A 20,204-nucleotide genomic window follows, 5' to 3' on the forward strand; every position below is an offset into this window, starting at 1 on the left:
TCGGGGGCCGGGCAACCGGCCCCCATTAAGGGATCGTGGAGGGGGTTGTGACCTACTTTGCCAAGATGCGCCATGTGAACGCATGGCTGTTCCTTCTGCCGGCGATGGCCCTGATAGTGGCCTTCACCCACGTGCCGGCAGTGAATACCTTTATCAACAGCTTCTTCTTGGATGGTAGGGGAGGCATGCCCGCCGAGTTCGTGGGGCTCGAGAATTTCCGCTATCTTCTTGAGGACGAGGTTTTCCTCAAGGTGTTGAGAAACAACCTCCTGTTCGCCTCCGGCACGATACCTCTCTCCATCTCCCTGGCCATGGTCATGGCCCTGCTGGTCAATGCCAAACTGCCTGGCCAGGCCTGGCTCCGGCTGTCCTATTTTGTGCCCACGGTGCTCCCGATGATCGCCGTGGCGAACATCTGGCTCTTCTTCTTCACGCCCGAGTACGGCTTGCTGGAACAGGTCCGGAGCTTCCTCGGCTTCTCCGGCGTCAACTGGCTGGGCAGCGAGAGCACGGCCCTGATCTGTATTATCGCAGTGGCGGTATGGAAAGACGCCGGGTTCTTCATGATCTTCTATCTTGCGGCCTTGCAGCAGGTCCCCCCGTCGCTTGGCGAGGCGGCCATGCTGGAGGGCGCATCCCGGTTCTGCTACTACCGCAGGATCGTATTTCCCCTGCTCATGCCCACGACTCTGTTCGTGCTGGTGAATGCCACCATCAACGCCTTCCGCATGGTGGATCACCTTTTCGTGCTGACCCAGGGAGGGCCGAACAACGCCAGCTCCCTGCTGTTGTACTACATCTACGAGGTCAGCTTCAAATACTGGGACACCGGCTACGGCGCGACCTTGACCCTGGTGTTACTGGGATTCCTCGGCCTGGCCTCCATCATTCAGTTCGGCGTCATTGAAAAGCGAGTCCATTACAGATGAGCACCGCGAATATCTACGACGGCAAGGGCATCTATCGCTATCTCGACACCGCAGCGGCCTGGACGCTGGCCATCCTGTGGGGAATGCCACTGCTCTACGCGATCTGGACGGCCTTCCACCCGGCGGAGTTCTCGACAAGCTTCAACCTGATGGCGCCGCTCACGCTCGACAACTTCCGCAAGGCTTGGAACGCCGCGCCTTTCGCGCGCTACTTCGTCAACACGTTCATGCTCGTGACCCTGGTCCTCTCCGCGCAGCTTGTCCTGTGCACCCTGGCGGCCTATGCCTTCGCCAAGTACGATTTCCGGGGCAAGACCATCCTGTTCGCGCTCGTGCTCATGCAGCTCATGATCATGCCCGACGTGCTCATCGTGGAGAACTACCGGACCATGGGCCGCATCGGCATTCTCGACTCCACGCTCTCCATAAGCTTGCCGTACATGGCCTCGGCCTTCGGCATCTTTCTTCTGCGCCAAGCCTTCAAGTCGATTCCCAAGGAACTCGACGATGCCGCAGCGGTCGAAGGCGCGGGTCCCTTGCAGATCCTCTGGCGCGTGTACGTCCCGCTCGGACGGCCCGTCTATCTGGCGTATGCGCTGGTTTCGGTGAGCTATCACTGGAACAACTTCCTGTGGCCGCTCCTCGTAACCAATACCGTCAATTCGCGGCCGCTCACGGTGGGACTGCAGGTCTTCTCCTCCACCGAGCAGGGCGTGGACTGGTCGATCATCACCGCGGCGACGCTGATGACGTCCGGCCCGCTGCTCTTGGGCTTCCTGCTATTCCAGCGGCAGTTCGTGCAGTCGTTCATGCGGGCCGGCATCAAGTAGCGAAAGGCCATGACAATCAAGATCGTCGAGCCGCTTGAGAACCTGGCCAGGTTCCAGGGCGAGCCTGCGCTCGAACGCATCCGCAGCGAATTCCTTTCGGCCGTGGATGTCCCGGTCTGGCTCGAGCTGATCGAGGAATACCTTGTCCTGGAATCACCCAAGACGAGGTACGCCTATCCCTATTTCAAGCCCTGGAGCTTTGCCGCCGCGCCGGGCTCGGGCGCGCACCACGCGCATATCGGCGGGCTGGCCCTGCACGTGCTGCAGGGGCTGTGCAACGCCCGCGCTCTGGCGGACGCCCACGAGACACGGGGGCTGCCGCTTCGCCGGAGTCTGCTCTACACCGCCATCCTGCTCCACGACACCATGAAGCGCTTCATCTACAGGTTCACGGATGAGTGCTGCCTCGAAAAGGCCGAGGACCCGTTCATCGGCAAGCGGGAAGACCATCACTCCTGGCTGTTGCGCGAGCTTCACGCGCGGGGAGTGGACAGGGAGCTGCTTCTGGCCGTCGCGGCCATGCACGGACTGGATGATGTGAGCCTGCAGGACGGAGTGCGGCCCCTGGCCGTGGTGAACCATTACATGTCCATCAGCGGCACGGGCCTGACCATGGCTTCGGAGGAAGTCTCGGCCGAGCACGTCTTCGGCTTTCTCGCCGACTCGGACTGGCCGTGGAGCGGACGGGCCCAGCAGCGATGCGTGGCGGTCGCCGGGCCGCTGGCGCGGCGCTTGGGAGTCACGGAAGCTTACATGCGCCTGTACCTGGGGTCGCGCTTCGGCTTCGAGGCCGTCGACGCCATGGTCGGCACGCACGGGCTGGAGGAAGCGACGGAACTGCTTGCGGAGCGCATGGCCTAGCCGCGTATTCCAGCAGATGCGCATAGGGCCGTATAACCGAGCTTTGTTCAACCGTTCGGCCATATCGATCAAAAACAAAATAAGCCCTGCCAGCGATCGCGCCGGCAGGGCTTTGTATTGTTAAGAGGAAGGCTGGGCCAACCTCGATATGGAATCGGGGCAGCGGCTTAGCGCAGATTGCTTTTAAGACGCCCGCTCCGGCGTTGACGGCGCAAGTGAATTGCGCCTACGCCTACGCGGCGGCAAGCCATGCCGACGCATGGCTTGCAGAGCATTTTGAAAAGCAAATGCTCTAAAGTCCCAACTGCAGCAGGTCCTCGCCCAGGTAGATGCGTTCATTTTCGCCCAGAATGCCGAGCGACAGGCAGATGAGCGTCCACAGATGCACCGTGTGCCATGCTCCATCGAACTGCTCGGACATGTCGTGGATTTGGGCATGGCAGTTGTGGCAAGGCGTGATGCAGTACTGCGCGCCAGTGGCCAGGATCTGCTCGGCCTTGCGCATGCCGTAGGCCCGCCGCTGCTTCTGGAAGCCCCCCTGCAGAGCCCCGCCTCCGCCTCCGCAACAGTAGTTGTTGGACTTGTTCGGATACATCTCCACGAAGTTTTGATCTCCAACCAGGGTACGCACCACGAAACGTAGATCGTTGGCCACTTCGTCGCCAAGCGACTTGCGCACGAGCTGACAGGGATCCTGGACAGTGAATTTGATGCCGCGGTCGTTCCAGGCGGAGTTAACCTTTAATCTGCCCTCGCGTATCCACCGCGCGTAGTAGGTGATGATGCTTTCCAGCCGGAAAGAGGGGGTGATGCCGAAGCGCTGCAGTCCGGACCGGACCGCGTAGAACTCGTGCCCTCACTCGGTGTGGAGCCAGACCTTGCAACCCAGCGTCTCCACGGCCTCGACCTTGGTGCGGAGGATCTTTTCCCAGCCCTCGTCGTCGGCCGCGAACATACAGTAGTTCTCGGCGGCCCAACCGCGGGAGGCATAGGTCCAGTCCGCGCCGACATGGTCGAGGACCTTCCACAGGGGCACCATCTCGTCCGGCTCCACCGCGGGCTCACGGGAGTTCTGGGTAAGGAAGAAGTGCGCGCCCTGGCGGTTCATGGGCGCTTTCAGATTATCGAATCCATCCTGGGTCGAACGGACCTCTTCAAGGACATCATCCACCACGAACTCGAAATCCTGCGGGGACACGCCCATGGCTGAACATGTCGGGGTGCGCAGGGCTTGGTCGCAGGAGCCGACGATGCCTTTGGGGCGCTTGTCGCGCGGCCACCGCGCGCGTGCCTCGTAGACAAGGGCGGGGATGTCGATTTTCGCAGGGCAGACATGCGTGCAGCGGCGGCACAGGGTACACATCCACACCCAGGGAGTCGTGGTCAGGGCCTCGTCCATGCCCAGGACCGCCATGCGCAGGAACTTGCGCGGATCCATGCGCTCCAGGCCAGAGGCTGGACAGCCGGAGGAGCACAGCCCGCACGAAAGGCACATGTCTAGGTTGACTCCGCGCGGCAGCATTTCCGAAGCTATCTGCCTGAACCGGGAGGGTTGGCTGTCGGACATGGGTTCGATGGTGAGATTCATGACTTTTCTCCCTGAGCAAATGCAGTCTGTCGAGGATCTTCATCCCTGGCGTCCGGATCATTACCCGGGGCAAAAAATTTCGCAACTGAAAACCTGAATTGCGAAATCGAAAATTAACGGCTATGTTTGGCCGGTGTGAAGAGACTGGCGCGCGAGGCGCGATCTCGCGTATCCCGCGCCAGACCCGGCATCCATGGGGAGAACCATGAAGACTCAGTGCGACATCTTGCGAACTCAGGTCCTTGTCATCGGCGGCGGCGTGACAGGCGCAGGCATCATGCGCGATCTCGCCTTGCGCGGCATGCATTGCGTGCTCGTGGAAAAGAGGGACGTCAACGCCGGCGCGTCGGGCGGCAACCACGGCCTGCTGCACAGCGGAGCGCGCTATGTCCTGAGCGATCCCATGGCCGCAGCCGAGTGCCGGGAGGAAGGGGATCTGCTCAAGCGGCTCGCGCCGCAGTGCATCGAGGATACCGGCGGGCTCTTCGTGGCCATGCCGGGCGATGACGAGTCCTACGCAGCCGACTTCCCTAATTTGTGCGCCAAGGCAGGCATTGCTGCCAAGTCAATGGCGCCCTCCGAGGCCCTAACCCTGGAATCTGCCCTTTCCGGCGAGCTTGTCGCGGCCTTCCATGTTCCCGACGCCTCCATTGATCCTTTCCGGCTCAGTCTGGAGATGATCGCCCATGCCCGCGAGCTGACGGGTTGCAACTTGCTTCGCGGTATGTGCGTCATCAATTTCGAAATTTTCGACGGACGCATCGTGCGCGCCCACTGCCTTGAGGCGAAAACCGGCCGCAAGCTGATCATCGAGCCGGAGCAGGTCGTGAATGTCGCCGGAGCCTGGTCCGGTAAGGTCGCTGCCCTGGCGGGCGCGCATATCCCCGTGCTCTATTCGAGCGGAACGCTGCTCGTGACCAGCGAGCGAATCGCCCGGCGCGTCATAAACCGGCTGCGTCCGCCCGCGGACGGCGACATCCTTGTGCCGGGCGGCACAGTTTCCATTCTGGGCACCACGAGCGTGCGCATCGCCGACCCGGATATGTGCCGCCCGTCCGCCGCCGAGGTGGACCTGAACATCGAGCAGGGCGCAAGCATGATTCCGGCCCTGCGCTCCATCCGCTACATCCGGGCGTACAGCGGGGTACGCCCGCTGCTCATGGCGAACACCGGCGCAGGCGACGACCGCGCCCAAAGTCGCGGCTTCGCGCTCTTCAACCACGAAGCCGAAGGGCTCACCAACTTTCTGACCGTCACGGGCGGCAAGCTCACGACGTTCCGTCTCATGGCCGAGAAGGCGGCGGACTTGGTGGCGCGGCGTCTCGGCGTTGGCGCGCCCTGTTTGACGCGCAGCGTGCCCTTGCCGGAAATCGGCGGCTGCGAGTGGACTGGGCCGGGACGCTCTCCCCGCGCATGGCTGGCCCGTAAGGAAGAGGATGGACCTTTGCTGTGCGAGTGCGAGATGGTCTCGGCGCATACCGTCGACGAGCTCACGAAGGACTGCCATGTGGATGCGGAAGACCTCGGCATCTCCGCGCTGGGCGTGCGCAGCCGTATCGGCAAGGGTTCATGCCAGGGAGCTTTCTGCGGCCTGCGCGTCACAGCCCATCTGTACGATACCGGCAAGTGCGCCTCCAGGCGCGGCCTTCTGAGCATGCGAGATTTCTTCGCCAATCGCTTCAAGGGGCAAAGGCCTATCCTATGGGGTGCCCAGATGCGGCAGTATGAGCTGGCCGAGGCTCTGCATTGCGGGCTAATCAGCCTGGAGATGCTCCCCTCCCACAAACCGGACGAGGTGCGCTGAACATGTCCCGTGATATCCGTGAATGCGATCTGGTGGTCATCGGCGCCGGCCTGGCTGGCTCGGCCGCAGCCCTCTTCGCCGCCAAGCGTGGATTGAGCGTCGTACAGGCAGGTGGCACCGGCGCCATCGCGTACACGAGCGGGTACTTCGACGTCCTCGGCGCGGTTCCTCCTCGCGGTCCCGAGGGTGGCATCCATCTGGTGGAAAAGCCATTTCAAGGCCTTGATGAGCTGCTGGCTAGCTATCCAAGGCATCCGTACTGGCTGACATCCCCTGGATTAATCAAAGCCGCCCTGGCGGAGTGGATGGATTTCCTCGCCAACCGTGGGCTGCCCTACGTGGCCGAGACGGAAACAAACGTTGTCGCACCATCTCCCGCTGGAACTCTCAAGCACACCTATGCGCTGCCGGAAACCATGTGGCCCTTTGTCAGGCTCCTCAAAGAAAAGCCCGCCTGCCTGCTTGTCGACTTTCATGGTCTCAACGGATTCAGCGCCCGTCAGGTGGCGGCCAACCTGCTGCCCCTCTGGCCTGGCTTGCGTGCGGAGCGCATTCACTTTCCCGGCCACGCAGGAGGAGAAGTCTTCCCCGAAAACGCCGCCCGTTCCCTGGAGTTGCCCAAGCATCGCGAAACCCTGGCCGAGGCCGTTAGGCCCCTGCTAGGCGATGCGACCTGCCTCGGCCTGCCCGCGCTCCTGGGCATGAACGGTTGCGGGGCGGTGTGTGCCGATCTTGAGGAACGTCTCGGCGTGACGGTGTTCGAGATCCCCACCATGCCGCCGTCAGTGCCGGGCATCCGCCTGCGGGAGGCCGTGGAGAACGGTTTGCCTGAGCTTGGGGTCGAACTATACTCCCAGCAGATGGTTCGCCTGGAGAGGATGGAAAGTAGCGGTCTGGAATTCACCATCCATGGTCAATCCATGGAGCGTCGAGTGCGCTGCCGGGGAGTGATATTGGCTTCGGGGCGGTTTCTGGGAGGAGGCTTGGCGAGCACGCAGACCGAGGTGCGGGAGACGATTTTCGACCTACCCGTGGCCCAGCCCGAAGACCGCTCCGGATGGCACCGGCTCGACTATTTCGATCCGCGCGGACACCCTGTCCACCAAAGCGGCATTGAGGTGGATGAACGGTTCCGGCCGCTCGGCGCAGGCGGCAAGCCCGTGTGTCCGACATTGTTCGCGGCTGGTTCGATCCTGGCCCATCAGGATTGGATGCGCATGAAGTGCGGCGCTGGAGTCGCCTTGGCTACCGCCCTCGGCGCGGTGGAGTCGCTCATCGCGGAACTGGGCACGGTCTCGGGTGACCTGGCCACGGTGCCGGCAGGTTGATTGCGGCAGTGAACTTCCGTATTTGAGCGCAACAGCAATTCGATAACACGAGGCCAGCATGCGTGCCCTGAATCTAATGCCCGCGGAAACTCGCCGCGCCATCCGTTTCGTCCTTACGGACATCGACGATACGCTTACTGACAACGGCCGCCTCGGTGCGGAGGCCTATGCGGCTCTTGAGTCGCTCCGCCGCCACGGCATGAAGGTGGTGCCCATCACCGGCAGGCCGGCAGGCTGGTGCGACCATATCGCGCGCATGTGGCCCGTGGACGGGGTGGTGGGCGAGAATGGCGCCTTCTATTTCCATTACGACGAAACCGCCAGGCGGATGGTCCGACGCTATTTCAAAAATGATGATGAGCGCGGGCTCGATGCCGCCCGGCTGGCGGATCTTCGGCTGCGTATCCTGCGCGAGGTGCCCGGTTGCGCCATCTCAGCGGATCAAAACTACCGCGAGGCCGACCTGGCCGTTGATTTCTGCGAGGATGTGGACCCGCTGCCCATGGAGGCGGTGAGGCGCATCCAGGCCCTCTTCGAGCAGGATGGAGCCCAGGCCAAGATCAGCTCCATCCATGTAAACGGCTGGTTCGGCGGCTACGACAAGCTCACGATGACCCGCATATTCTTTCAGGAGGTATTTGGGCACAAGTTGGAAGCAGTGCGGGAGCATGTAGTCTTCGCGGGCGACTCGCCCAATGATGCACCCATGTTCGCATACTTCCCCAACTCGGTTGGCGTGGCCAATGTCCTGGATCTGGAAGCCGAACTGAGCGCCCGCCCAACCTGGATCACGCAGGGCAGGGGCGGTGGCGGCTTCGCCGAGCTCGCGCGGGCTCTTCTCAAGGCCTGACCTGCTGATTCCAATTGCTGTCTAAAGTCTTTCGTGGATGAACCGAGAGAGGACGCTGCCCTCTCTCGGACTCTCTCCCGGCAGGGAGCGGCGCTCCCTGCACCCCCATTGTTTCAACGTCATCCGCAATGTGCTGTAAACAGCCTTGCCGGCAAATCTAGAGCATTTTGCTTTTGAAAATGCTCTGCAAGCCATGCATCAGCATGGCTTGCCGCCGCGTAGGCGTAGGCGCAATTCACTTGCGCCGTATACGCCGGAGCGGGCGTCTTAAAAACAATCTGCTCTAATTGATGCGGCAGGGCCGCATGGCTTGCGAGTCAAACGCCTTTGCAGGTTTGAATTTTTGGGAGTCGCCGTGGCCGCTTCCGAAAAATCGCTGCGATAACGAAAGGCCCTTGCGCTGACGCAAGGGCCTTTCGTGCAATCATGCGCTACAGCAGATGGCAGCTAGCGCTGCATGCGTTGAATGAGTCCGCGAATGTCCGAGGCCAGTGACGCCAACTGGTTTACGGCCTTGGATGATTGATTCATGGCCTCCGCGGTGTCCACCGATATGCGGTTGATCTCCTCGAATGTCTTGCTGATCTGCTCGCTGGCGGAAGACTGCTCCTCCGAGGACGTGGCAATGGCGCGTACCTTGTCCGCGGTGTCCTCGATGAGCGAGACGATCTCCTTGAGCGCTCCCCCTGCCTTTTCCGCAAGCGTGGTGGCCTGATCGACGGACTGGCTGGCGGTCTCCATGGTGTTGATGTTGTCCGTCGTGCCGCCCTGGATCGACTTGATGGCCTGGCCGACCTCCTTGGTCGCGTTCATGGTCTTTTCCGCGAGCTTGCGAACCTCGTCGGCCACGACCGCGAAACCCCGCCCGGCCTCGCCGGCCCTGGCTGCCTCGATGGCCGCATTGAGCGCCAGCAGGTTGGTCTGGTCGGCGATGTCATCAATAACGTTCATGATGGCGCCGATGTCCTCGGCCTGCCTGCCAAGCTTGGACAAGCTTTCCCGCATGGCCGTGGTTTGCGTATGCACCTCGAAAATGGCTTGCATGGCTCGCTCTACCACTTGCGCGCCATCCTGGGCTCTGCCTCGGGCCATGTCTGCTCCGTTGGCTACATCCGAGGCGTTGCGGGCCACCTCGAGAACCGAGGCGTTCATTTGCTCCATGGCCGTAGCGGCTTCGGTGGTTCTGGCGCTCTGATCCCCGGTCCCTCTGCTGGATTGCTCGACCTGCACCGAAAGCTCCTCGGAGGCCGAGGTCAGGTTCTCGATCACTTCCTCAAGCTGGCGCGTGGCTTCGAGAACGCCCTCGCGCCTGGCGGCTTCCGCCCGCAAGTTGGCCTCCTCGGCCTCACGTACGGCCGCATTGGCCCGCACGGTCTCATCCCGGGCTATGCGTGTCTGTGCCCGCGCTTCCTCCAGACCTTTTTCAAGATCCCGGACCATGTCGCGCAAGGCGCTCGCCAACTCGCCAACCTCGTCCTTTCTGTCTATGCGCAGCGTCTCGTCCAGTTTGCCGCCGGCGACCTTTCGCGCGAAATCGACACAAGCCAGGACCGGCTGGAGGATGACGCGCCCCACAAGCACCCAGATGAGGACCATGAATGCCGCGGCGCAAATGGCGGCGATGAGGGTGCTGCGCGTCGTGGCCGAGGAGAGGTGGGCGAGCATGTCCTCCAGGGGCGTCACCATGACGAAGGTCCAGCCTGTCAGGCTGTCCTTCTGCACGACAGCGACCCTGCGCCGGCCGTCCTCGTCATACTCCAGGATATTCCTATCCGTGGCGGCCAGGATTTGGCGCCCCCAGGAGGTCTCGGCGATGTCCTTCTTCATGACCAGGGCCTTGTCGGGGTGAGCCAGGGCCGTGCCGTCCTTGTCCAGGATGAAGATGAAGCCAGTGGAGCCGATCTTGGTCTGAGTGATCGACTTGGTCAGATAGTCCAGGTCGAGCGCTATATTGACTGCGCCTCTGACCGTGTCCCTGGCGTCCACGATTGGTTGGACAAGAGGCACGATGGCAGTGCCCGTGGTCTTGCTGGTGATGGCCGTGGAGATGATGTCGCGTGTTCCAGACATGTACTTCTGGTAGTATGCTCTGTCCTTGAAACTCGTCCCCTCCTGCCCGGAGCTGGAGATTACGAGATTGCCGTTAGTATCCAGTATATTAATGGATTCTATTCCATTCAAAACCTTCTGAGTGAAGGCCATGAAGCTCTCGGCATCGTAAGTTCCATCTCCCTGCACAGCCCTCAGGGCTGAAAAGTCGTTGGCCAGATTGGATGCGGCCTTGAGCTTCTGGGTAATATCATCGCGCATGTCCCGGAGAACTGCATCTCCAAGGAGAGTCATGTCCTCTCGCATCGTGTCATGAAATGCGGATGTCATGCTGAAATGGTTGATCAAAACCAACAACGACATGCCCATGAATATGAGTGTAATCGTCGGAATTAAGAATTTGGACTTGATACGCAGAGCCATTTGCAACCTCCCCCCTGTTGCCGCAAAAAATCAGGATAACCAAGGCACTTGGAGCTAAAAACATTGAAATAATGCCGGCGAAGACATTCAAAAATCGGGCCTGACAACTATCAGCCAAGAGTTGGTTTCATAAGTCCCAGGCAATTCCTACGGAGATTGGAATCGTTCGTATTATCTGAGGCTTTCTGGCTTATGAAGCCACTTTAAAAGGGTGCTCCTGTAGGAACAAGCTGTCTGCGAGGCTGACTCTGCCATAGCAGTAATCAGCTACAATAGTCTGTTCAATAGACTGTTGTGTCGTTGAGATGATCGTAATAGAAAGCAACTTAATAATTTAGGATGAGTCTATAAGCTGTTTGAATCAACCTTTCAGATAGCTGCTTTGATTGAAGCACGCTTAAGGTTTTTAACAGACTATCTTATTAATATATAAGGAAAAAGAACTGACCACGACAAGCATGTAAATGCAGAAGCTGCTTGATAATAACCACTTCGGCCTTTTCTCTTCTGGGTGATCCACATAAAGTTCATTCCGCTGACCGAGGAAAGCAAGGTCATAAAGTAGGGCGGACTTGGCGAGGAGCAGATCGGCGCTCATCGGCAGGCCGAAGCCGCGAGGAAGGACGTGCGTATGAAGCGAGTTCAGGGCAAAGAGAAGAGCGAGGTCCACTTGCCTTGCTCGCTATTCTGCATACGGCGACGCATAGAGGTGGTCTGTAGCCATGTACGGCTCTGACATGGGCCTGTTTGATATCAAGAGGCTCCTTCGCCAGCAGAGTCTGGCCACGACACAACAAACCAATCCGTGGCTTATCGACTCGTCACTGCGCAAGCCCGCCTGGATCAGTATCACTCTTTCAAGGACTTGAGCGGAATCGCTTCCGCGAGGCGCACGCGCACCAGGGCGTTTGCCTTGTTCTCCATCTGGTAAAAGCGAATCAACTTGTCAGGTGGCAGAATTCCACTGAATGTATCCAGATTGTTCTCCTTGATCTCCAAGGCCTTCTTTTCCATGTCGAAGGACTGGCGTATCAATGAAACAGCATCCTGCTTGCCGGTTGTTTTCTGCTCTTCCAGAATGCCGAGTTGCTCTATCAGCCCAAGAAGCCAGGAATTCACCTCATACATCTCGGAATGATAGCGATTGTACGCCGGCCAAAACGACTTGCTCTCTTCCTCGGTCAAGTTCAACTCGGACTGCAGCAGATCCTTGTACTCCGCTTGGTAGATAGTCCTGATCATCTCAACCGCATCATTGATGTTCATCTCTTCGTCGCCTGCAGGGGGGCTTTCTTTGGAAGCAGCCCATGCGCCGACATTAAAGAGGCAGGAAAACAAGGACAGCAGCACCACGATAAGCCAATTTTTCCAATTCATGACTCCCTCCTTTACGACTTTTTATCCTTTTTGGCCTCGCCTTGAGGCAGCTTCTGCTCCAGCGCGGATTCCGCGGCCGCGCCCATGATTCCCATGTCCAAATCCTTGCCCGCTGTGCCACGGTATGATTCGGGGATGTGGATGGTAACCTTGCGCGGAGCGAACTCGATGCCGTTTTTGGCGAATTCATGTTGGATGTGCTTGAAGACTTCCCGCCGCAGGATGAACTGGTCGTGCGGCCTGCTCTTGAACTTGACGCGCAGGATCATCGCCGAATCGTCAATCTCGCGAACGCCTTGCGACTTGACCGGCGCGAGGAACTTGGGTCCGAGCTCCGGGTCCTCGGCCAGCTTTTGGCCGAGCTTCTTCATTACCTTGCGGACCCTCTCCAGGTCCGTGTCGTAGGGCACGCGCAGATCGAGCTTCATGATGGCCCAGTCGCGGCTGTAGTTGGTGATGGCGCCGAGCGAGCCGTAGGGGATGGTCAGCAGCTTGCCGCGCGGATGGCGCAGTTTGAGGGAGCGCACGGAGATGTGCACCACCGTGCCCTTGCTGGCGTCGGCCTCGATGTATTCTCCCAGGCGAAAAGCGTCGTCGAGCAGGAAGAAGACCCCGGAGAGGATGTCCTTGACCAGGGCCTGGGCTCCGAAGCCGATGGCCAGGCCGACGATGCCCGCGCCTGCGAGCAGGGGGCCCACGTCGAGGCCCAGGGCCGAGAGCAGAATGAGCGCCGTGGAGATGAGGATGACGGCGAGGATGAACTTGCGGGCCAAGGTCAGGAGCGTTGTCTTGCGAGAGCCGCCGGTGCCCATCTCTTCCACGTCCTCGCGCTCCTCGCCCTCCTCGCGGGTCTCGTCCGTCAGTCGCCGGTCGATGGCCGAGCGGACCCATTCCCATATGAACCAGCCTAGCACGGCTGTCGCCACGATGCTGAAGACCATCCTGGATATGGCGGCCTCGAAGGAGAAACGCACGCCCCAGATCCACAGCAGCAGGAACACGAAGGCCACGGCCAGCAGGGCTCTCAAGCCGCTCATGAGATGCGCGGCATGTATGCTCAGTAGCGCCAGCCCCTCGGCCTCGGCGGCGGTCTTCTCGGCCAGCGCCGTTTGGATGGTGGTGCGTAGCGCCGTATCGGCCGCGATGAAGGCCGGGATGCAGGCCAGGCTCCACAGCATGGCCCACCGGAGCTCATGTCTGCCCAGCAGCGCGCTTGCCACGTAAGCCACGAGCATGGCGAAGATAAAGGCCGTTGCCGGGATACGCCAATCCCGGAGCCATTTTGTTTTGGAGACTGGCGGTCCGGTGGGAGGCGGTTTTGCCATCCCGCTGGAAATGGCCGGTCTCGGTGAGGTCCAGACCAAGGCCATGAGAATGCCCAAGGAGAGGCACATCTCAAGAATTGTAAGCAGCAGGTAGACTTGGTCGCTCAAGCCGTAGGTGCGCAGCAGCTGTATGAAATTGTAGGAAAAGACCGTCACGACGAAAAAGGCGGTGATCCACGAGAACAGGTGTCGGGCAAAGGGCTGAGAGCAAGGCAATAGCCTGAGGTTTGGCCTGGAGGGCATGAGCAGGAGCCACGCGGCAAGGAGAACGAGGCGCAGCCAGAGCAGCGGGAGCGCATATAACAGGGCCAACCGGCGCGAGAGCCCTGCATCGGGCAGGATCAGGACGATCAGGGTCAGGGCAACGAGCATGAAAACGGCGATTCGGCTTATGTGCACGATGGCCAGGCCGAAGGTGCGCGGCAAAATTAGCAAAGGAACGCCCGCAGGCCCCTTGAGCCATTTCGTCACGGGCCGAAGCAGGCGGGCATAGGCCAGTTCGGCCGCGAAGCCGAGAAGATAAACCACGACAATTGAGCCTACGGCCGCGATCAGCCGGCCGATTCCACCGCTACCCGACATCCTGCCAAGGGCCAGGGAGATTTCCCGCCCTGCACTCTGGAAGCCTGATAGGGCGAAGGCAAAGCGCTGGGTCAGGGTCTGTGCGACGTGTTCAGCTTCGGAAACGCCTTGGGCCAGATGCTGCTCCAGACGGCCAGGGGGCAGGGCGTGTGCCATGCCCTCGACTTCCGTAATGCCTTCTTCCACAAGCCGCTCCACCGTACCCTCCGGCGTTGCGCTTGGAGTGGCGGGAGTCCGTGGCGCTTCTTGCGCTTCCTGCTTTGCCGCGACGGTCGAGGAACCGGTTTGGACCGTCCTTGCCTTGGGCCAGTGTGGCGGAAGCGGACTCGCCGCGGCTGTAAACCCCAGCAGCATTAGTCCCAGCCCCAGCAGGATAATGCTTGTGACTTGCTGGCCCGTTAACCTCATGCCGAAGCTCCCGTTCGGGCGCGGGACCCGCCCGTGCCGCTTGCCTGACCCAATCCTCTGCTGGTCGAAAATCGACACGAGCTCCCACCTTAGGTTCAGCCCTTCAGCGAATGACAGGGACATCGATGCCGGATGTCATCCCTGCCAAAATTACTGGCCAGCCTTCCCTGCGTTGTATCCCTCCTCGTAGGCCTTTTTCTCGGTATCCTTGTGCTTGCCGTAGAGATATCCGCCCGCAAGGCCCGTTGCGCCGCCGATGGCAGCTCCCATCGCCGCGTTTCCGGCAAGAGCCCCGATTGCGGCGCCGCCCGCGGCGCCGGCTGCTCCGCCGGTCACCGTGCGTTGCTCTGTCTCGGACATTCCGGCGCACCCACTGACCATGAGCAGGATGGCCAGGAGCATCGTTACCAGCCTCATCCAGGGAAATGCGACTCGAGTTGCGTGCGTTTTTACTTGCATGGCCATGTCTCCGTCAGGAATCGGAATTCTGTTTCGACAGGCAGCTCATTCATATACTGCGGATGCGCCTTGGCCCACTCGATGAACATGGAAACTACCGCCTCCCGTGAAGGAGGAGGCTCCGGCGGGCAAACCAGCGGTTCTGCGTCCGGGCCAGCAGTAGAGGCTTTGTAATAATGGTAAGCCCCCACAAGATAGCCGTGGCAGAAATGAATAGCCTCCTCATCGAGTTCGTCGCTTTCCGATACAGTGCAGAGATCGATCAGATCTTCAGTTGTCTTGACCAGGAAGTCTTCCTCGGTCACTGCGCTCACTGGTTGGGACAGAACCGATAAAAGCAGGCCAACCGAAAGCAATAGTTTCCAGCACATGCCGTACTTGCCTCCTTTACTTATGATTCTAAGCCGTTCCGTAGTCCCCTAGTCATTTACATATCGACCAAAAGCCAGCCAACGAATAACTGCGGTATGGTTTTCCAGTATAAATCAATTTTACATTACACCTGTACAAGCAGAAGAATAATTATATTTCCCAAGCGAATTAAAAAACTCCTCGGCCTCTTTACGATCGGAAAAAGGCCGAGGAGTGTCTTTATAAATGCCGGTTAAGGCATTGCGGCAGGAACACGTAAACAAAAAAGGACTTGGGATTAAGCCGAAACCCTTAAATTTCATTTGGAGTCCCAAGGGAATTTGAACCACTGTCGCCTGCGTGAAAGCTGAGCTTTTACAGCTTGGGTGTCCTCTGAAGCGTATGGCCTGCCGCACATTTTCGCGTTGATCATTCTCCCGTAAGCACCAAAGCCGAGTCAGCAATTTCGCATGCCATTTACCTTCCGGTTGTTTTCTTCTACAAGGCAGGCCCAGGAAGGCTCTCTCCTGTGATGTTTCGATCGGCAACAACCATCTGTTTTCGCGAGGTGCGCGCATGAAGATCGCCTCCCGGCTGGCCAGGATCAAGCCTTCGGCCACTCTGGCCCTGAACGCCAAGACGCAGGAAATGCGCGCCCAAGGGCGCAATGTCGTATCCCTGGCCGTGGGCGAGCCTGATTTTCCCACTCCCGAGCATATCTGCCGGGCGGCCAAGGAGGCCATCGACGCTGGCTTCACCCGCTATACCGCCGTGCCGGGCATCCCCGAACTGCGCAAGGCCGTGGCCGCCTATTACGCCACGTTCTACGGCGTCGAAGCTCCCATGGAGTCGACCATGGTCTCCAACGGCGGCAAACAGGTGCTCTACAACCTGTTCATGGCCCTGCTGGAGCCAGGCGACGAGGTGCTCGTGCCCACACCCTACTGGGTAAGCTACCCGGCCATGGTCGAGCTGGCCGATGCCAGGCCCGTGTTCGTCAAGGCCGGGGCAGAGGCCTGCTTCAAGATCACGCCCGAGAGCCTGGAGCGAGCACGCACGTCCCGCACGCGCATGCTCATCCTCAATACGCCCTCCAACCCAACGGGCTGCCATTACAGCCAGGCCGAACTGGACGCCATCGCCGAGTGGGCCGTGAACCATGACATATTCATCGTGTCCGACGAGGTTTACGACCGTCTGGTCTATGCTCCGGCACAGCCCAGCTCCCTTGCCGGGCTGTGGAAGCGCTGCCCCGAGCAGGTGGCCATCGTGGGCGCGCTGTCCAAGACCTTCGCCATGACCGGCTGGCGTCTGGGCTTTGTCCTGGCTCATCCTGACCTGATTAAGACGCTGACCAAGATTCAGGGCCAGTCCACTTCCAACGTGTGCTCCATCACCCAGAAAGCCGCATTGGCGGCCCTGACTGGTCCGTGGGATATCGTGGAGGAGATGAAGAAGTCCTTCGTGCGCCGCCGCGACCTGGTCATGGACGTAATCGCCACTTGGCCCGGAGCCATATGCCCCAAGCCTGACGGGGCGTTTTACGTGTTTCCCAACCTGCGCGCGTTCATGACGGGCGATACGCCCGATTCGGCCAGCCTGTGCCAGAAGATTCTGGAGCAGGCCGAGGTGGCCCTCGTTCCGGGCTCCGCCTTCGGCGATGACGACTGCGTGCGTTTCTCCTACGCCTTGGACGATGAGACCCTGGCCCGCTCCATGGACAAGGTGGGCCGAGTGCTTATGAACCGCTGACGGGCAGGGGCGCCGCCGCTCCGGCTCCGATGCACGCAACGGACGTTCGCGCCGGGCATTCCCGTATCACGCGACCGTCAGCGCGCCCCTTAGCCATGACGAATACAGACCAGCACAAGCGCACTGCCCCAGCGGCAAGCCCATTCCAGCTCGTGAAGCTCCTGTCCTGGAGCTTTTTCGTGCTTATCGTGGGCTTCAACCTCATGCTGTCCATCTTCCTGGCCGACTACGCCAGGCATACGTTGATGAAGAAGCAGGAGGAGTTCGCCCTGCTGCTGGCCGAAAACCTGAATCACCAGATATTTCAGCGCTTCACCCTGCCCACGCTCATCGGCTTCGGCCGCATCGAGCTACGCCAGAAGGCGCAATTCGAGCGCTTGGACAAGACCGTCAGATCCACCATCCATAGCTTCCACGTGATCGAAGTGCGCATCTACGACTTCGAGCAGACCGTGGCCTACTCCACGAACGCGGCGCTGGTGGGCCTGGAGGGCCTGGCCGGGCATACGGTCAAGGCCGCCATGGACACCGGCCAGCACAGCTTCGAAGTCATCAACTTCAATCCCACGTACCGGGCCTTCCTGCGCCCGGAACTGGAGAAGGGCAGCGCGATCATGCGCACGGTCTACACCCTGCGCGCCGAGCGCAGGCTGGACACCCCGGAGCGCACCGGCCCCATCATCGGCGTGCTTGAGTTCACCCAGGACATCACCGACGTCTACAGCACGGTCCTCAATTTCCAGCGTATCATCATCCTGTCATCTCTCCTGTCATCCTTGGGCCTGTTCTTCATGCTCCTGCTCATGATCCGCCGCGCCGACCGCCTGGCTGCCCAGCGGACGCGGGAGAAGGAAATGCTTGAGCGCGACCTGCACCAGAGCGAGAAGATGGCCAGCATGGGCCGCATGGTTTCGGGCATCGCCCACGAGATACGCAACCCTCTGGGCATCATCCGCTCCAGCGCCGAGCTGCTGCTTGGCAAATCCCGGCGCGAGGACCCAAAAAGCTCTCATACGCGCATCCTGCAAGCCATCTTCGACGAGTCCAAGCGCCTGTCGCGCACGGTCAACGAATTTCTGGATTACGCCAGGCCCAAGGCCCCCAGGCTGGAGCCCGTGGATGTGACCCAGGTGCTGGACCAGATGGCCGTGTTCCTGGAATCCAAGCTCCAGCAGCAGGAGGTTGAGCTGGCCAGGGAGTACGCGCCCGGAGTCATGATCATGGCCGACCGCGACTTGATCTACCGCGCCTTCTACAACTTGGTGGCCAATGCCCTGGAAGCTCTGAACGGCCCCGGCAAAATCAGGATTTCGGTCAATGCAGCCGCGGGACAAGTTATGGTAAACATCGAGGACAGCGGTACCGGTTTCGCCCCGGAAACCCTGGAGAAGCTGCGCGATCCGTTCTTCACCACCAAGGACTCGGGCACCGGGCTGGGCTTGACCATAGTGGACACCATCCTTGGCGGGCATGGCGCGCAGATGCACCTGGGCAACAATCCCGAGGGCGGCGCCCGCGTGGAGATAATCTTCCCCGCCGCAAAGGCAGGATAGGAGCGCCATGGCCGACACCATTCTGGTCATCGACGACGAGCAGAACTATCTGCTCGTGCTGAGCACGCTGCTGGAAGATCAGGGCTACAACGTCACGGCAATCCCCGATCCCGAGACGGCCCTGGCCTACCTGGAGGAATCCGAGGTGGACGTGGTCATCACGGACATGAAGATGCCCAAGCTCTCGGGCCAGCATGTCCTGGAGCACGTGCGGCGCAACTACCCGCAGGTGCCAGTGCTCATCATGACCGCCTTCGGCTCCATCGAGGCGGCGGTGGAAGCCATGCGCGTCGGCGCTTTCGACTACATCTCCAAGCCCTTCTCCAATGACGAGCTGCTCCTATCCGTGGCCAAGGCCGTGCAATTCGCCCATGCCCGGCAGCAGAACCGGCTGCTGCTGGAGTCCATGAGCAAGCAATTCGGCGTGGGCAACATCATCGGCGGCAGCCGGCCCATGCGCCGGGTGCTGGAGATGATCCAGCGCGCTGGGCCAAGCAGGTCCACGGTGCTCGTCTCCGGCGAGTCGGGCACGGGCAAGGAGCTCGTGGCCCGGGCCATTCACCTGACCTCGCCGCGCAAGGACCAGCCGTTCGTCTCGGTCAACTGCATGGCCCTCAACCCTGGAGTGATGGAAAGCGAGCTGTTCGGCCACGAAAAAGGCTCCTTCACCGGCGCCGTGGCCCGCAAGCGGGGCCGTTTCGAGCTGGCCGACGGCGGCACGCTCTTCCTGGACGAGATAGGCGAGCTGTCGCATGAAACGCAAGTAAAGCTCCTGCGCGTGCTCCAGGAACGGCGCTTCGAGCGCGTGGGCGGTGTGGATCCCATCGAGGTGGATATCCGCGTGGTGGCGGCCACCAACAAGAATCTGCAGAAGGCCGTGAGCGAGGGAATCTTTCGCGAGGACCTCTTCTACAGGCTCAATGTCGTGCATATCGAGATGCCGCCCTTGCGCGAGCGGCGCGAGGACATCCCGCTCCTGGCCATGCACTTCCTGCACAAGTTTTCGCGCGAGAATCAGAAGATCTTCAAGGGCTTCACGCCCGACGCCCTGAACTACTTGCAGGGCTTCGATTGGCCGGGCAACGTTCGCCAGTTGGAGAATGTCATCGAGCGCAGCGTGGTGCTGGCCGACGCGGAGACCATCGGCGTGGAGGACCTGCCCGCCGAGATCAAGGACGAGGAAGCCCAGTACAAGTCGGCCGTGGATATGCTGCCCACGCGCATCAACCTGCCGGACACCCTGGAGAAGATCGAGGCCGCGCTTATCCGCCGCGCCCTGGCCAAATCCGAGTTCGTGCAGGTCAAGGCCGCCGAACTGTTGGGCGTGTCCAAAAGCCTGCTCGCCTACAAGCTCAAGAAGTACAAGATCGTCGTGCATTAGGGCCTGTTAACTCTACTTGTCATTGTCTAATCTCTGGCTAGCTTGTTGGTATGCAAATAACCAGAGAGCAGTATCAACGCATCGCGGATAGCTTCCCTCGGCAGCGGGGCAATGTCTCTCTAGATAACCTGCAAGTTATTAACGCCATTTTGTATGTTCTAGAACAAGGTTGCAAGTGGCGCGGATTGCCTAAGCACTTTGGAAACTGGCATTCCATATATACTCGCATGAACCGTTGGAGCAAAAGCGGTGTTCTAGATAGAATATTTACGCGGCTCCAGGAAGAGCAGATGATCTCAATCAAAGTCACTACGGCATCCCTGGACAGCACAAGCGTCAAAGTGCACCCAGATG

At 60.3% G+C, this 20,204-nt stretch carries 17 protein-coding genes; 10 read left to right on the plus strand and 7 right to left on the minus strand.

Translation table 11 applies throughout. The annotated features are described in order from the left end of the window. Positions 1 to 65: 65 nt before the first annotated feature. The 3 genes from H585_RS0115790 to H585_RS0115800 are packed head-to-tail and all read left to right on the plus strand — an operon-like array spanning position 66 to position 2,620. Positions 66 to 929 (plus strand): carbohydrate ABC transporter permease, encoded by an 864-nt coding sequence (locus H585_RS0115790; protein WP_034628286.1) that lies wholly within the window; start codon positions 66 to 68, stop codon positions 927 to 929. Further along, positions 926 to 1,759 (plus strand): carbohydrate ABC transporter permease, encoded by an 834-nt coding sequence (locus H585_RS0115795; protein ID WP_014259148.1) that lies wholly within the window; start codon positions 926 to 928, stop codon positions 1,757 to 1,759. The genes H585_RS0115790 and H585_RS0115795 overlap by 4 nt, the downstream gene beginning before the upstream one ends. A 9-nt stretch (positions 1,760 to 1,768) precedes the next feature. Beyond that, on the plus strand, positions 1,769 to 2,620 hold the full coding sequence (locus H585_RS0115800) for an HD domain-containing protein (RefSeq protein WP_027368535.1): 852 nt from the start codon (positions 1,769 to 1,771) through the stop codon (positions 2,618 to 2,620). Between the two features lie 292 nt (positions 2,621 to 2,912). On the opposite strand, the gene H585_RS22700 is transcribed toward H585_RS0115800, so the two are convergent. Continuing rightward, positions 2,913 to 4,208, minus strand: coding sequence for a (Fe-S)-binding protein (locus H585_RS22700; RefSeq protein ID WP_081678700.1), 1,296 nt, complete (start codon positions 4,206 to 4,208; stop codon positions 2,913 to 2,915). Positions 4,209 to 4,413: 205 nt separating this feature from the next. On the opposite strand from H585_RS22700, the gene H585_RS0115815 reads away from it, so the two are divergent. Genes H585_RS0115815 through H585_RS0115825 form a run of 3 tightly spaced genes read left to right on the plus strand, consistent with a single transcriptional unit; the run spans position 4,414 to position 8,190 of the window. Continuing rightward, the gene (locus tag H585_RS0115815; protein ID WP_081678701.1) at positions 4,414 to 6,012 is read left to right on the plus strand and encodes an FAD-dependent oxidoreductase; all 1,599 of its coding nucleotides are present in this window, start codon (positions 4,414 to 4,416) and stop codon (positions 6,010 to 6,012) included. A 2-nt stretch (positions 6,013 to 6,014) separates the two neighbouring features. Beyond that, positions 6,015 to 7,340, plus strand: coding sequence for a glycerol-3-phosphate dehydrogenase subunit GlpB (gene glpB / locus H585_RS0115820; RefSeq protein ID WP_027368539.1), 1,326 nt, complete (start codon positions 6,015 to 6,017; stop codon positions 7,338 to 7,340). 58 nt (positions 7,341 to 7,398) lie between these two features. Then, positions 7,399 to 8,190: an HAD-IIB family hydrolase gene (locus tag H585_RS0115825; RefSeq protein ID WP_027368540.1), complete on the plus strand. Its 792-nt coding sequence runs from the start codon at positions 7,399 to 7,401 to the stop codon at positions 8,188 to 8,190. A gap of 447 nt (positions 8,191 to 8,637) precedes the next feature. Here the strand turns inward: H585_RS0115825 and H585_RS0115830 are convergent, their stop codons facing one another. From H585_RS0115830 to H585_RS23135, 6 genes are all read right to left on the minus strand, one after another. Beyond that, positions 8,638 to 10,662, minus strand: coding sequence for a methyl-accepting chemotaxis protein (locus H585_RS0115830; protein ID WP_027368541.1), 2,025 nt, complete (start codon positions 10,660 to 10,662; stop codon positions 8,638 to 8,640). Positions 10,663 to 11,511: 849 nt separating this feature from the next. Beyond that, positions 11,512 to 12,039 carry a hypothetical protein gene (locus H585_RS0115840; RefSeq protein ID WP_027368543.1) on the minus strand — a complete coding sequence of 176 codons (528 nt, stop codon included), beginning with the start codon at positions 12,037 to 12,039 and terminating at the stop codon, positions 11,512 to 11,514. Between the two features lie 11 nt (positions 12,040 to 12,050). Continuing rightward, the gene (locus tag H585_RS0115845) at positions 12,051 to 14,132 is read right to left on the minus strand and encodes a mechanosensitive ion channel family protein (RefSeq protein WP_244432579.1); all 2,082 of its coding nucleotides are present in this window, start codon (positions 14,130 to 14,132) and stop codon (positions 12,051 to 12,053) included. A 372-nt stretch (positions 14,133 to 14,504) separates the two neighbouring features. Then, positions 14,505 to 14,813, minus strand: a complete 309-nt coding sequence (locus tag H585_RS0115850) for a YMGG-like glycine zipper-containing protein (RefSeq protein WP_027368545.1) — start codon at positions 14,811 to 14,813, stop codon at positions 14,505 to 14,507. Further along, positions 14,804 to 15,184, minus strand: coding sequence for a Rap1a/Tai family immunity protein (locus tag H585_RS0115855; RefSeq protein WP_027368546.1), 381 nt, complete (start codon positions 15,182 to 15,184; stop codon positions 14,804 to 14,806). The genes H585_RS0115850 and H585_RS0115855 overlap by 10 nt, the downstream gene beginning before the upstream one ends. A gap of 120 nt (positions 15,185 to 15,304) precedes the next feature. Beyond that, positions 15,305 to 15,742 carry a hypothetical protein gene (locus H585_RS23135; protein ID WP_138708207.1) on the minus strand — a complete coding sequence of 146 codons (438 nt, stop codon included), beginning with the start codon at positions 15,740 to 15,742 and terminating at the stop codon, positions 15,305 to 15,307. Between H585_RS23135 and H585_RS0115860 the strand changes: the two genes are divergently transcribed. From H585_RS0115860 to H585_RS22705, 4 genes are all read left to right on the plus strand, one after another. Further along, on the plus strand, positions 15,741 to 16,916 hold the full coding sequence (locus tag H585_RS0115860; protein ID WP_027368547.1) for a pyridoxal phosphate-dependent aminotransferase: 1,176 nt from the start codon (positions 15,741 to 15,743) through the stop codon (positions 16,914 to 16,916). The two genes, H585_RS23135 and H585_RS0115860, sit on opposite strands and share 2 nt — an antisense overlap. Before the next feature lie 95 nt (positions 16,917 to 17,011). Then, on the plus strand, positions 17,012 to 18,469 hold the full coding sequence (locus H585_RS0115865) for an ATP-binding protein (RefSeq protein WP_027368548.1): 1,458 nt from the start codon (positions 17,012 to 17,014) through the stop codon (positions 18,467 to 18,469). Positions 18,470 to 18,476: 7 nt separating this feature from the next. Beyond that, the gene (locus H585_RS0115870) at positions 18,477 to 19,850 is read left to right on the plus strand and encodes a sigma-54-dependent transcriptional regulator (protein WP_014259135.1); all 1,374 of its coding nucleotides are present in this window, start codon (positions 18,477 to 18,479) and stop codon (positions 19,848 to 19,850) included. A gap of 50 nt (positions 19,851 to 19,900) precedes the next feature. Further along, on the plus strand, positions 19,901 to 20,204 hold a 304-nt coding region (locus H585_RS22705; protein ID WP_081678692.1), incomplete at its 3' end, for a transposase.

The organism is Desulfocurvibacter africanus subsp. africanus DSM 2603, assembly GCF_000422545.1.
GTDB classification, from domain to species: Bacteria; Desulfobacterota; Desulfovibrionia; order Desulfovibrionales; family Desulfovibrionaceae; genus Desulfocurvibacter; species Desulfocurvibacter africanus.